At 67.0% G+C, this 11,948-nt stretch carries 13 protein-coding genes and 1 pseudogene; 5 read left to right on the top strand and 9 right to left on the bottom strand.

Annotated features, from left to right (window positions below; translation table 11 throughout):
- Positions 1-2 precede the first annotated feature (2 nt).
- The 3 genes from WBA97_RS17605 to WBA97_RS17595 are packed head-to-tail and all read right to left on the bottom strand — an operon-like array spanning position 3 to position 959.
- Entirely contained in the window at positions 3-248 is a 246-nt protein-coding gene (locus tag WBA97_RS17605) for a hypothetical protein (protein WP_424231919.1), read from the bottom strand.
- Between the two features lie 14 nt (positions 249-262).
- Entirely contained in the window at positions 263-511 is a 249-nt protein-coding gene (locus WBA97_RS17600; protein ID WP_424231918.1) for a zinc finger domain-containing protein, read from the bottom strand.
- A gap of 49 nt (positions 512-560) precedes the next feature.
- A complete protein-coding gene (locus WBA97_RS17595; RefSeq protein WP_424231917.1) occupies positions 561-959 on the bottom strand; it encodes a hypothetical protein in 399 nt (132 codons plus the stop codon).
- Between the two features lie 730 nt (positions 960-1,689).
- Here WBA97_RS17595 and WBA97_RS17590 point away from each other — a divergent pair.
- Entirely contained in the window at positions 1,690-2,160 is a 471-nt protein-coding gene (locus WBA97_RS17590; RefSeq protein WP_424231916.1) for a hypothetical protein, read from the top strand.
- Between the two features lie 5 nt (positions 2,161-2,165).
- On the opposite strand, the gene WBA97_RS17585 is transcribed toward WBA97_RS17590, so the two are convergent.
- Positions 2,166-2,591 carry a helix-turn-helix domain-containing protein gene (locus WBA97_RS17585; protein WP_424231915.1) on the bottom strand — a complete coding sequence of 142 codons (426 nt, stop codon included), beginning with the start codon at positions 2,589-2,591 and terminating at the stop codon, positions 2,166-2,168.
- An 811-nt stretch (positions 2,592-3,402) separates the two neighbouring features.
- Between WBA97_RS17585 and WBA97_RS17580 the strand changes: the two genes are divergently transcribed.
- Positions 3,403-3,948 carry a hypothetical protein gene (locus WBA97_RS17580; protein ID WP_424231914.1) on the top strand — a complete coding sequence of 182 codons (546 nt, stop codon included), beginning with the start codon at positions 3,403-3,405 and terminating at the stop codon, positions 3,946-3,948.
- Between the two features lie 22 nt (positions 3,949-3,970).
- Positions 3,971-4,579 (top strand): hypothetical protein, encoded by a 609-nt coding sequence (locus tag WBA97_RS17575; protein ID WP_424231913.1) that lies wholly within the window; start codon positions 3,971-3,973, stop codon positions 4,577-4,579.
- Between the two features lie 32 nt (positions 4,580-4,611).
- On the opposite strand, the gene WBA97_RS17570 is transcribed toward WBA97_RS17575, so the two are convergent.
- Both WBA97_RS17570 and WBA97_RS17565 read right to left on the bottom strand, forming a co-directional pair.
- Complete coding sequence (locus WBA97_RS17570; protein ID WP_424231912.1) at positions 4,612-6,594, bottom strand: toll/interleukin-1 receptor domain-containing protein; 1,983 nt, start codon at positions 6,592-6,594, stop codon at positions 4,612-4,614.
- A 677-nt stretch (positions 6,595-7,271) separates the two neighbouring features.
- Positions 7,272-7,955 (bottom strand): hypothetical protein, encoded by a 684-nt coding sequence (locus WBA97_RS17565; protein WP_424231911.1) that lies wholly within the window; start codon positions 7,953-7,955, stop codon positions 7,272-7,274.
- 116 nt (positions 7,956-8,071) lie between these two features.
- On the opposite strand from WBA97_RS17565, the gene WBA97_RS17560 reads away from it, so the two are divergent.
- Positions 8,072-8,542, top strand: a complete 471-nt coding sequence (locus tag WBA97_RS17560) for a DUF4279 domain-containing protein (protein WP_424231910.1) — start codon at positions 8,072-8,074, stop codon at positions 8,540-8,542.
- A 54-nt stretch (positions 8,543-8,596) separates the two neighbouring features.
- Here WBA97_RS17560 and WBA97_RS17555 read toward each other — a convergent pair.
- The 3 genes and pseudogenes from WBA97_RS17555 to WBA97_RS17545 all read right to left on the bottom strand — a co-directional run.
- Positions 8,597-9,115, bottom strand: a pseudogene (locus WBA97_RS17555) (sugar O-acetyltransferase); the annotation flags it as partial.
- Positions 9,090-10,337 (bottom strand): DUF1214 domain-containing protein, encoded by a 1,248-nt coding sequence (locus tag WBA97_RS17550; RefSeq protein WP_424231948.1) that lies wholly within the window; start codon positions 10,335-10,337, stop codon positions 9,090-9,092. The pseudogene WBA97_RS17555 and the gene WBA97_RS17550, both read right to left, overlap by 26 nt.
- 212 nt (positions 10,338-10,549) lie before the next feature.
- The gene (locus WBA97_RS17545; RefSeq protein ID WP_424231909.1) at positions 10,550-11,125 is read right to left on the bottom strand and encodes a sigma-70 family RNA polymerase sigma factor; all 576 of its coding nucleotides are present in this window, start codon (positions 11,123-11,125) and stop codon (positions 10,550-10,552) included.
- A gap of 63 nt (positions 11,126-11,188) precedes the next feature.
- Here WBA97_RS17545 and WBA97_RS17540 point away from each other — a divergent pair, with 63 nt between their 5' ends.
- Positions 11,189-11,929 carry a zf-HC2 domain-containing protein gene (locus tag WBA97_RS17540; RefSeq protein WP_424231908.1) on the top strand — a complete coding sequence of 247 codons (741 nt, stop codon included), beginning with the start codon at positions 11,189-11,191 and terminating at the stop codon, positions 11,927-11,929.
- Positions 11,930-11,948: the final 19 nt, after the last annotated feature.

The following is an 11,948-nucleotide window of genomic DNA, read 5'->3' as shown; positions in this document are numbered from 1 at the left end:
AACTACATCACAGCGTCGGCGTTCGCCTTCGTGCGCAGGTGCTCGACGAGTTCGGTGCCCGCGTCGAGCAGGGCCGCCGAGAGCTGGCGAACCGTGTCCGGGTGGTCGATGACGGGCCGCAGCGTGTCGCCGCCGGTTCGGTGCTCGCCGAGGACGACCTCGACGAGATCGTCTGCCGGATACATGTCGACGGTCATCGGACAGTTGTGGTTCAGCCGGGTGTACTGGTCGGTGCTCAGCGGTTTCACGGTTGTCTCCTGATTCATGAGAAGCCCAGTGTCGCCGCGCCGCGACGACCTGCTGTCAGAACGCCGGCAGCGTCCTGGCGAGGCCGGTGGAACCGGGTGACCCGCCAGGTGCCTCTCGTCTGGTTCCGGCAGTACTGCCCGGCGGGAACGCCGCACTTGGTGCAGGCCACACTGGCGCAGGCGTTCCAGGCTCGACGGAGCGCGACCTCAACCTTCATCGGATCAGCATCAGATTGCGCGCTGTCGAGGGTGAAGTACTCCATCGCCTGATGATGGCAGCGCGGTGACCAAGCCACATCGGATGCCGTTCGGTCAGCCCTCATGATCGGCATCGTCGGCCGTATCGACGTTGTCGATACGGCTTGTCGTGGAATCGTCTCCGTCGCTGAATTCGCCCTCTACCCAGTCTTCGGGGCGCGGGGGTGCGTAACCAAGTTCGCGGAGGGCCGCCATGACCGCGTCTCCTTCCTCGGCCTGGCGCATCCTGGTCTCGTCCTCGTCGGCTGATTCGACGCGAGCTTCGATGATGACCTTCTCCGCAGGAACGTCGAGCCAGCTCGTGTGGCCTTCATGGACCCAGGATCCTGGCGGCCTGAGCTTCACGGGCAACGAACGATCCTGGGCGGGCTCTACGGCCTGTTCGCCAAAGGCATCTGAACGCGACGTGGTTCCAGCCTGCAGCGCCTGCCCTGGGGAGTCGCGGGCAGGCATCCTTGTGCGGTCGGGCGACAGGAAAGACCGCTGAGTTGCCCGCAATCTCCCACGAGTGTCGCCCCTCAGAGCCAATGAGGCTGGCCCACATCGCTGTGCGAACCGGGACGGCAGGGCGCCGCAGGCATGGCGGCTGCGCCTCCCTGCCGATCTGGCTACGAGTCTGCTCATCAGTTTGTCGGCAGTATGTCTTCGCCGGGGTTGGGTGCGGCCAGGATGCGCTGCTCCACCTCTTCGAGCTACGCTGCGCGCCTGGATCCGCGCGACTCAGCACACGGCCGCGTTCTGGCAGGCCGACTACGCAAGGGCAGCAACGTACGCGTCCGACGGCACGCACCTTCCTTACGAGCGCGCACACACTCGATCTGGCACGGGAACAGCAGCCGGAACCAACACGCACGGCTCTGGCCGACGCGCGGGACGCCGCCGACGCCGTGGAACCGATTGACGAGATCGGGGGCCCGTTCACGTCACTCCTGCATTCGCGGCGGTTCCTGCAGAATTTCGCTCTATGGGATCAAGGCGCGCCGCCGATAGCGGCGCGCTGTGCCTGTCACGTTGGCGACGTGGTCCAACTTCCATCGCGGCACGCCTCGCTACGGCAGCGCCGCCACCAGCGGTCCGTGGCCTTGGATCGATACTTCCGGATCACGTCGTCTGCGTCTACATATCGCCAAGTCGCGCGCGTGTCGGCCTGCTTCGCCCCCCCGCGCCTTTATACGTTGGTACGGTGCCAGCTCGGAAAGGTCCACCACCTCAAATCCGCACTGGACCGTCCTCTGATGACGCTCACGACATCGTCTACTTCCGGCGTCATATCGACGATGACCCCGACGAGACCGTGCCCGGCCGCATCTTCCTTCGTGATGCCTGCCCACCTGGCGTACGAGCCAAGTTCGTCGCGGTCCTCAACGCCGTTGCCGCTGCTCCGCCCAAGCGGTTCGCCGGCGGCGGAGCATGGGAGGCCATGCACGGGGACATGACCGGATGGTTCGAGGTCCGCAAGGACGGTCCCAGGCGACACCACTACCGGCTGTTCGGCCTCCTCGACTACGAAGCCCAGGGACTGGACAAGCCGCTGCTGGTCGTGATCGACGGCCGAGACAAGCCGTACCGCACGGAACTGTCGTCGGCGGACTACGAGGCGGTACGCGCCCTCGGCGTCGAGCACCGAAAGCGCAACCCCCGATCGCTCCAGTGAGCTGACTACGAGGCCCGGGAACTGGCGAACCTTCGCGCCAGCTCCCCAGGGTCCTTCGCGGTGCCTGAGCGGAGAGGCTCTGCCACCTGCTCACGTTCCTCATCGGTCATGGGCACCAGGGCGATCTTCAGGCCCAGAGCGGCAGCGACCTCGGCAACAGTGCCGATCGTGGGGTTGCGCTGCCCCAGCGTGAGCAGGCGCCGAATCACCCCCGGGTCTGCGCTGATCGCGCGAGCCAGCTCAGCCTTGGACAGCCCCAAGCCGGTTCTTGCCTCATCGAGGTCATGGACGAGCCGGTCGATGGTGGCCACCCGCAGGCTCTCGGTGATGTAAGAGCGCAGGAACTCCGGGTCCTTGAGATCCTCAGCCAGGTCATCCCAGTACGTCCGCGGAACAGTCGTCATGGCGCTCACCTCCATCTTCAGCTGCATGCACGCCTGCAACGCGCATGCATGCATGCTTCAGTGTTGCATATAAGCAACATTCCGCGCCACCGGAGGCCCGAAGGGGCGCCCCCGGGTTGACCGCGAGCTGCCCGTTCTCCGGCACGGCCACCTGGTCGAGCCGGTGGGCCGCCGCCACGTAGACAGCGCTCGCCAGGTACAGGAGGCCACGGGACCGGCTGCTTGCCTCGAGCGGACTGCGAGAGACGGTCTGGCCGACCTGTATCAGTGCATGTCGCTGTCCCATGACCTACTGACAGCCGTTCCTTCTCGACCTCGATCCGCCCAGCACCCCGAATCCGAGAGAGTCGTCGGACGCGGTCACGATATCGTTACCCGTTGTGACCTCTGCGGCGGCGTGGGATCTCCACCGTGGTGGAAACTAGCAGCTCACGACGGGTACAAGTTCGTGCGGATGCTGTCCGAACCTGGCCGGGGGACCGCTTCGCGGTGCAGGTTCATGCGCTCAAGACGCAACCTCTGTGTGTTCGCAGCAGAGCTGGTTACCTCAGCGCTCGTAGGCGCCCCGGTTTGCCGGAGGGCTGAGGTGGCGAGCGCGGCGGCAGAACCTCGGGAGGCGCCCTTGGCTGCTGTTCTCGGAAGCGCCGGATGTTGATCGCCCTGATGTCCTCGGGCGACAGATCCTGGACGGCGAGTAGCGAGGCGAGCGCGCTTCGCGGGGCCGGAGTCCCTTCACTCGCCATCCGGCCAGATATGGCCGGTGACTGGCCTGGCCATGGCCCATCGCGGGTTGGGAGGTTTCTGGGGTCACCTTGGCAGTTCCGATGAAAGGGCACCCATGACGATGCAGCAGCCGGGCGCTGCTCCCACCACGCGCCGCCGCGCTCGGTGGGAGCGCTATCGCGTCACCCACCCGTTCTCCGCCAAGGCCCAGGCCACCCTGTGGGGTCTGGTCGCAGGCGTCGTCGCGGTGGCCGCGCTCGCCGGCTGGGCGCTGGACATGAAGGGCGGTGTGATCATCGTGGCGGTGATCCCGTTCATCATCGCCTGGTTCGAGGGCCAGCGGACGGCGTTCCAGTTCGACGTGGCCGGTGTCCGGATCGGTCAGGTGCAGCTGCCGTGGCACGACGTCACGCAGTTCGTCGTTGCGCACTCCCCCGACGGCCGGCACACGTTGCTCGGTGTGCGACTACGGCCAGGTGCCGTGCCGCCGGCCGGTGTCAACGTGCCACCGCGGCACCCCGCGATACCTGCCCCGTTCCACGTCGCCGTGCAGGCAGCGAAGTTCGACATGGCGAAGATGGTCCAGAAAGCCCGGAAGTACGCCCCGCAGCACATCCGGATCGTCGCCGCGGACTCCCACAGCGAGCAGGTCGTGGCCTGACCGCCACCGAAGGAGCCGATCAGTGACATACCCACAGCAGCAGGGGGGATACGGGCCCCCACCACCTCCAGGTGGTGGCTACGGCTATCCACCACCCGTGCCTGGCGGCTTCGGCCAGTACCCGCCGCCAAGGAAGAACAACACGGGGCTCATCGTCGGCGTCGTCGGGATCGTGATGGTCGCCGTCGTGGCTCTCGTTCTCGTGCTCGTTCTGACCGGTGACGATGACTCGTCGACGGCGGACGGGAGCGACACGTCCGAGGAGTCCGGTCCGCCCAACGGGATCCCCGGACCCAACGGCGGTGACTCCGGCGACGGTGACGACCCCGGCGGCGCGTCCTCACCGGAAATCCTCGCCGACCTGGCCGTCGAGGTGATCGAGACCCAGGACGCGGATCTCATCGACGAGCACGCGTGTTCCAGCGGCGACGCATCGCGGATGAAGTCGGACCTCGCCCGGCTCAAGGGCCTGGACGCCGCCGCGACCCTCGATGACATCCAGGAGTCGGGCGACACCGCACAGGCCACGGTCGTGGTGTTGGTAGGCGGGGAGCCCGAAGCCGTTCTCACCGTGGACATGGACAACAACAGCGACACCTGGTGCGTGTCCGGAATCGAGATCACTCACTGACACTGAGCCGCCACACGCGTCGAGACGCCCGGTCAGTCGGGATACTTACGTCGCAACTGCATCAGGGTGCGGAGCATGTCGACAGTGTCCTGGTTGAACGGGCCGGGTGTCCCGTTCGGGTTCGCCTGGCCGGTGAGTGGCCCGAGTAGGCCGTCCATCAGGTTCTGGACCATGTTCTGCAGTGGCTCGGTCACCTTGGCCATGGCCGGGTCCTGCTCGGACGGCGGGGCGATCTTGTCGACCATCGCCTGGCTGAGTTGGTGCATGAGCGGCATCGCGCCCGGGCCCGCCGATCCCAGGCCCTCGAACATGCCGACCAGTGTGTGTGGCGGCACGTCCGTGCCGAGCACGAGCTTCATCGCGGCGACGAGCGGCTGGGGGTTCGCCAGTTGACCGACGAGGCGCACCGCCGTCGGCAGGAACCGCCCGGCGTCCTGCTTCAGGAACTCGGCGAGGACCTCGGTCAGGTCGTGTCGCGGGGACGACGCCAGGGTCAGTGTGACGAGCGCCTGCTCGACCTGGCGGTCACCCAGCACACCGGCGACGGCGGTGACGAGGTCGGGGTGCTCGTCGAGGACGGCGAGCACGTGTTCGCCCGCCAGCAGACGCGGGTAGATCGGGTTGAGCGCGCCATCTCCGGGATAGGTCTCGCTGAGCCAGGAGACGTACCGACCCAGCGCGTCCTCGTCCAGATCCGTGAACCCGGGCAGCGCGGCGAGCAGTTCCCGCGCCGAACGCTCGGTCGCGGCGCCGAAGATCGTGGCGGCCGCCACCGCGACCGACAACCTGGCCGGGTCGAGGCCGTGGCCACCGCTCGACCAGAACCGCTGGTCGTGCCGGTACAGCTCGGCGAGCGCCGCGGCCCGCCCGTCCCCGCCGAGCAACACGGCCAGCGCGGCGGCGTGGATCTCCACGTAGGACGAACCCTCGACCGTCTCTGGCGCCTCCTCGGCGAACGACGGGAACCGCAACGCGCTCGCGAAGGCCTGGCCGGCGCGGACGAACTCGGCCGGGCGGAGCTGGGCCGGGAGTGGCGCCAGCCGTTGCTCGGCGCACCGGCGGTACAGGTCGGCCACGGGCTTGTCGTCGTCAGTGCACAGCAGGGGCAGCCAGTCGGCGTGGGTACTCGTCAGCAGCAGCCGGACCGGCATCGACCGGGCCGCGGACTGGTCCAACAGTGCCCTGCTGAGGGCCTTGACCTGGTCGACACGGCGTTCGGCGTCGTCGACCACCAGCAGCAGCGGCTTGCGGATCCTGGCCATGCCGGCCGTCGCGGCCGGTGGGACCGTGTCCCGCACCAGGCCGGCGACCCAGCCGGCGGCTCTCATGTCCTCGACGAGATCTCGCGCCATCCTGGTCTTGCCATCTCCCGGGGCCGACAGCAGCAACTGGGCTGACAGGGATCCCGGACTCTCGGCCCAGGCACGCAACCGACCTCTCTCGACGGCGCGGCCATCGCTCGGCACCAGCCGGTACTCGGGACGCAGCAACCCGCTCGGCAGCCAGGTGACCGGCTGGGTCGCCGCCGTGTCGAACAACTGCGGAACAGCGAGATGCGGGACGCGATGGGTCAATTCGCGCGCCAGCTTCTCCAGACTCTCGTCGAAGTCACTGAATCCGATCCGCATGCTCTGGATGACGGCGAGTCGACCGATGCTCGCGGGCAGGTCCTTCTTGTCTGGTTGGGGCGTGTCGAGCAGAAGCACGGGCAGGACCGGAATATCGTGCTCGAACGCGTCCTCGATCTCCGTGCGCACCCAGTCGCGCTCCCGGTCGATCAGGCGGGTGCCGTCGGAATCGCGCAACGTCAACCAGTCCGGTCCGACGAGCGCCAACACGATGTCCGACTCCCGCAACGCGCGGCGAATCTCGTCAGGATAGTGATCACCCGGGCGGAGCGAATCAGTGTCGCGAAACACCTGGTCGACGCCGAAACGTCCGGTCAGCTCACGATAGATCGAGGCCGCGCCCAACGGCTCGTCCTTGATCCGATAATTGACGAAGACTCCACCCATTCACACAGACTAGTGACTTTCACGTGCGCAGGTTGGAATCGTCCACGCCAGATGTGGTGGTTGGCGAGGTGGTCTCGTCGGTGTCGCGTGGGCTGAGTCGAACTGGCTTGGGTGATCGGTTGCCTGCAACCAGGTGATCTTTCCGGTGGCGGACTCGAGAGTGCGCACGTTGTCGAAGAGTCCTGTGTGGACTAGATGGTCGGATCCGCCCTCGGCGGAGAGTTGGGTCTCGTTCAGCAGGGTGAGCCAGTGTGAACGTCGTTTGGTGCGAACGAATGACGCGCCGCCGTCCGAAAGTCCGGCACTCGCCACAGCGTGCTGGATGATGGCCGCGACCGGTGTCAAGGCACCGAGCAGGCCAAGGTGTGGTTCAGCGATGGTGATGGTGAGAGTGGTCGCTTTCGGTGGCTCGCCGGGAGTGAACCACCGCCCGGTGCGGTGGTCGCGACCGACACCAGCATCTGGTTCGGCGCACCTCACACGCCGTGGGGCGAGGAGGCCACTTCGCCCCCGGCGGATCGATACGCCGTCATCAACGGCTGGTGATGGGAAGCAACCAACTGTCCCAACCATCGATCACCGCCCAGGTCCGCCGAGCCGACTCCGACGGGGCCGGCAGACCAGACGGGACAACCAGCAACATCGCCCACACACCCACGCTGCCCTCCCCCACTCGGCTACGAAGAACCTATCCGGCCACCCGAATCAGATCGAGACGAACGACCGCTCGTCGGCATGTGCGAGGACGAGTCACCTGAAGTGGCCGTTTCGACGACAGCGTCGCGATCGTGTTGTGCCGCGTGCTCCAGCCAGCGGCGCCATGTCCTCCGCGTGGTGGTGGCGTCGGGGCGGTCGACGTGGTCGAGGATGTATCGAGCCCGGAGGCGGACGAGAGGGTCGGGTACGTCGGTAAGGGCTGTGGTCCTGTCGCGAAAGTTCTCGTCGGCGACGTGTCGAACCAGGAGCGCGTACATCCAGTCCTTGCACCGGTACGGGCGCTGGATCGCGGCGAGGATCAGCTCGGCGGCCTCCAGCCCCACCTCCTCGGGCATCCCGTACTGACCCAGTTGCCGAAGCAGGACCTGTTTGCGCGTCCATGGCGACCCCTTGTTCGACTCTCGCGAACGCCACTCATCCGGATATCGCATCTCCCACCACAGGTACAGCATCACGAACGGCCAGTACCCCGGGTGAAAGTCGATCCCTGGACGCACGTAGATGAAGGCCTCGTTGTACGCGAAGATCGTCTTGTCACCGTCGGACCAGTGTGACGACGCGGCCGGGTCGCTTGCCACCAACGACCGGTGTCGCGTGAGGGCCTGCCCGCGGAGGACGTCATCATCAGAGATCAGATCGAACATCCACGCGTCGGCACCTGGCCGCATCAGTGCCATCCACACAGCATTTCACGATCATCGGCAGGTGAGGGTGAAGACGCGGCGCGCTGGACATGCCCAGGCCGGGATAACGTCTGCCGATGCGCATCCGGCAGTACGTCTACTTCGTGTTGACCAGTCGTACGACCACGGCGCAGCAGATGACCGACAAGCTTGGGCTCGCACCCGACGAGGTCGGCGTTGCCGGAGCCCGACGCATCAACCCGCCCATGCCGGTCGCCCACTCGTGGCAACTGGCCTGTCGAGCACCTGGCCTCCGGGTCGACGAGCAGATCGCGGCGGTGATCGCCCGACTGCTTCCCTACCGCGAGCGAGTCGTCGAGCTGGCCCGCGACCTCTCTCGTGCGGACCCCGGCCACGGCGGCGCCAAACTCGGCGTAGTCCGCTACCTCGACGACCCGGACGGCGAAATCGAACAGCTCAGCTCCCCGCAAGAGCGGTTCCACAAGCTCGCGGGCCAGCATCAACTGCTCGGCTGGGTACTCGAACCCACCGTGATGGCCTTCCTCGTCGACGTCAACGCCGCCATCGACGTCGACGAGTACTCCTGAACGGGCACACCCCGAGTGCGATGCTGGGATCGGCAGCCGCGGCTGGGATGGAAGTCAGATCTGCCGGATAGTCCTTGCTGGATTGCCTGCGGCGAACACGTGGTCCGGGATGTCTCGGATGACCACGCTGCCTGCGCCGATCACTGTGTTCCTGCCGATGGTCACGCCTGGGCAGACGATCACGCCGCCGCCGAGCCAGGTGTTGTCGCCGATCGTGATCGCGGCGGGGCGTTCTCAGCCTGCGCGACGCCGATCGTGGTCCTCCACGGGGTGTAGGGCGGTGAGTAACTGCGTCCGTGGGCCGATTCGGACGTCGTCGCCGATCGTGATTGGGGCGTCGTCCATGAAGATGGCGTCGTTGTTGACGAAGCTGTTGGTGCCGATGGTGATCAGCGAGCCGTAGCTGCACTGGAAGCGGGGAAGAACCACGGCGCCGGGGCCGAACTTGGCGAGCAGCTCTTCCAGGATTCGGCGGCGTTCAATGTCGTCGTCCGCGCCGGTGGCGTTGAACCTGTCCAGCATTCGCCAACAGTGCCGTCTCGCGGCGCTAGTCGATGCGTTCGATGTCGGGTAGGTGCCAGGTCTTGTCGAACAGCGCCGGTTCTGGTCCGAAGAAGCGAACCAGGACCTCGAATGGCCGGTCGGCGCTGGTGGGGAGCCAGTTCGCGTCGTCGCCGGCGGGTTCTGGTCCGATGTGGAGGTCGACGGAGCCGTCGGGGTTGGTGTGAAGACCTGGGGTGGTGGACGCCCGGCTGGCCCACGCCACGTCGCGGATCAGGGCATGGGTGTGACGGTCGTAGCCGGTGGCTGACCAGTACAGCTTGACCGGCGGGTTCGGAGGCACGTGCAGCCGGTAGTTTCGTGCGCCGTCTAGTGGGTCACCATGGCTGTCACGGGTGCTCATCAGATAGAACTGGCCCACACCCATGTGTTTGATGCCGGAGAACGCCCAGTAGTACGCGCCTGCTCTGCTGTCGATGGGGTAGGAGTCTGGTTCCTCGTAGCCGAGACTCGCTGCCTTCACCAGTTCGGTCGAGGCGGGCAGCGCCCAGTGGGCGTCGTCGAAGAAGGGGGCGGTGAAGAATCGCTCGTACTGCGCGTCGAGCCACGCGTGCGCCTCGTCGATGGCCTCGTTTAGAACCTGCTTCAGAGCGTCATCTGGCGCGAATGGCTTGCCCTTCTCGATGCCGATGGACCTCAGCATGTCGATCATGACTTTGTCGCGCTCCAGCCACGGTTCGGCCTGGATGAACACGTCGAGTGTCTCGAAGAAACTCAGGTCATAGTTGATCGTCGCGTCGAAGCTGACGCCTGCGGCGTCGAGGAACGTCGTCGGTGGTGGGTTGTCGGCCTGCGCGAGTGGGTACAGCTTGATCTGTTTGCCGTACTCGACCGCCGCCGCGACGTCACTGTCGGCGCCGCTGGCCACGCTGGATCGCAGCAGCGCATATCCCGCGTTGGTCTGCGATGGCAGCGGTATGTACCCGTCCGGTACCTGCCCCTCATAGCCGGGCGGCAGCACCAGGTACTTGCCGCCGGCTCCCTTGTCCACGCCGGCCTCCCCGACATCCTCAAGGGGCACCTGCCAGCCATCCATCACGGTCCCGATGATCGTGCCGCCGCCGGCGGGAGGGATCTCCAGCACGACCGGCCCGTTCGCCGTGTTCAGGAACGGCATGAGGTAGACCGCGTTCGGGTTCGGTGTCAGCGTCTGGTTGCGCCAGTCCAACAGTCCCGACCAGTACACGATCTGATTCACGCCTGCGTGCAGCTCCTGTGCCGCCGCCTGGAACATCAGCGCGTAGTTGACTGCCGGGATGCCCCAGATGACCGCCTCGACCCCACGTCGGCGCGCGGTACGCAGCCGATGCTCCTGCGCCTGCCGTGGCTTCAACTGTGTCATGTGCGGTCACCTCTGCTCGGCCGATTAACCGAACGCTAGGTCACCGCACCATCACCACACCTCGTCCTTCGAGGGTGATCTCTGCGTGCACGTGCCGCGCACGGTCAGCCGGCGCCGTGCTGCCTGGACTCGTCGGCCTCGAGCAGGTCCTGCCTGCCCCTTGCCACGCGTGAACGGATGGTGCCGATCGGCACCCCGCAGACGTCGGCCGCCTCGTCGTAGGTCATCCCGAGCACCTGGGTCAGTACCAGCGCTTCTTTTCGCTCGGGCATGAGCCCGCCGAGCAGGACGTTGACCTCGACGATGTCCTCGAACCCCGCGGCGCTGTCGTGGGCGTCGGCCTGCCTGCGGTCGGCGGCCTGCGTCCAGTCCACCGCACCCGTCGTCCTGGGGCGCGCGGAGACCATCCTGATGTGGTCCACCACGACCCGTCGCGTGATGGACATCAACCACGTCCTCGCGGACGACCTGCCCGCGAACGACCGCAGGCTCGGCAGCGCGCGTAGGTAGGTCTCCTGCGTGAGGTCGTCGGCCAGCCCGACACCGGCCAAGTGGGCGACCAGCCGCCACACATCCCGCTGTGACATGCGGACGAACCGCTCGAGAGCGGACCGGTCACCCTTGCCCGCGGCGATCGCCAGCTCCGTCAGTGTGTCGCCGGCATCTCGCGGATTCTCCACAACGCCGAGCGTAATGGAACAGTCACCGGGAACTACAGTCCCGCACGGTACGACAATGAGACTGTGGACTGTGTTACCTGTCGTGAGTCCCTGTCGGCCAGGCTCGACGGCGAAGCCGGGGCCTCACCCGCCGAACTCGTCGATGCGCACCTGGCGGAATGCGGGGCCTGCCGTACGTGGCAGAGCCGTGCCGAGGAGCAGAACCGGCTGTTGCGGGTCCGGCGCGCCGCACCGGTGCCGGACCTCAGCCAGGCGATCCTCGCCGACGCACCCGTGATCCAGCCCGCGCAGGGGTGGGGTGTCCGGGGCGCACTCGTCTGCGTCGCGGTCGCGCAGGTCACGCTGGGGCTGAGCCAGCTCGTCGGCATGGGCAGAACGACATTGCACAGCGAGCACGGCGGTGGGCCCACCGTCGCGGGCCACCTCTTCAACGAGAGCACCGCCTGGAACCTCGCCTTGGGCATCGGCTTGCTCTGGGCCGCCTTCCGGCCCAGAGCGACGACCGGTCTGGTGCCGGTGCTCGCCGGGTTCGTGGTCGTGCTGTTCGCCTACTCGACGCACGACCTCGCCACCGGCGCGGCACCCGTGTCCCGGGTCCTCGGGCACGGCCTGCTCGTCGCCGGCCTGGTTCTCATGATCATCGTCAACCGACGCCACCGCCCGCCAGCGCCCGAACTCGCCCGGGTACCCGGCGCGCCCGGTCACGCCGGCGCAGACGACATCCTGGAGCCGGTCGACCACGACGCGGCAGGCCCGGCAGGCCGACCTCACCTGCGTCCGGCCGGCCGCCACCGCGCGGCCTGACCGGCCTTCAGAAGATCGA

This window comes from Actinophytocola sp. (assembly GCF_049647105.1).
GTDB lineage: Bacteria > Actinomycetota > Actinomycetes > Mycobacteriales > Pseudonocardiaceae > Actinophytocola.
Note: the sequence above shows the minus strand (reverse complement) of the source record. Positions and strands in the feature narration are given on the sequence as shown.

Excerpts from the sequence above, each read along its gene's own strand:
- WBA97_RS17580 (WP_424231914.1), top strand. The coding sequence starts at position 3,403 with ATGACGATGCAGCAGCCGGGCGCTGCTCCCACCACGCGCCGCCGCGCT.
- WBA97_RS17560 (WP_424231910.1), top strand. The coding sequence starts at position 8,072 with ATGCGCATCCGGCAGTACGTCTACTTCGTGTTGACCAGTCGTACGACC.
- WBA97_RS17550 (WP_424231948.1), bottom strand. The coding sequence starts at position 10,337 with ATGTTCCAGGCGGCGGCACAGGAGCTGCACGCAGGCGTGAATCAGATC.
- WBA97_RS17600 (WP_424231918.1), bottom strand. The coding sequence starts at position 511 with ATGGAGTACTTCACCCTCGACAGCGCGCAATCTGATGCTGATCCGATG.
- WBA97_RS17570 (WP_424231912.1), bottom strand. The coding sequence starts at position 6,594 with ATGGGTGGAGTCTTCGTCAATTATCGGATCAAGGACGAGCCGTTGGGC.
- WBA97_RS17565 (WP_424231911.1), bottom strand. The coding sequence starts at position 7,955 with ATGTTCGATCTGATCTCTGATGATGACGTCCTCCGCGGGCAGGCCCTC.
- WBA97_RS17595 (WP_424231917.1), bottom strand. The coding sequence starts at position 959 with ATGCCTGCCCGCGACTCCCCAGGGCAGGCGCTGCAGGCTGGAACCACG.
- WBA97_RS17585 (WP_424231915.1), bottom strand. The coding sequence starts at position 2,591 with ATGCAGCTGAAGATGGAGGTGAGCGCCATGACGACTGTTCCGCGGACG.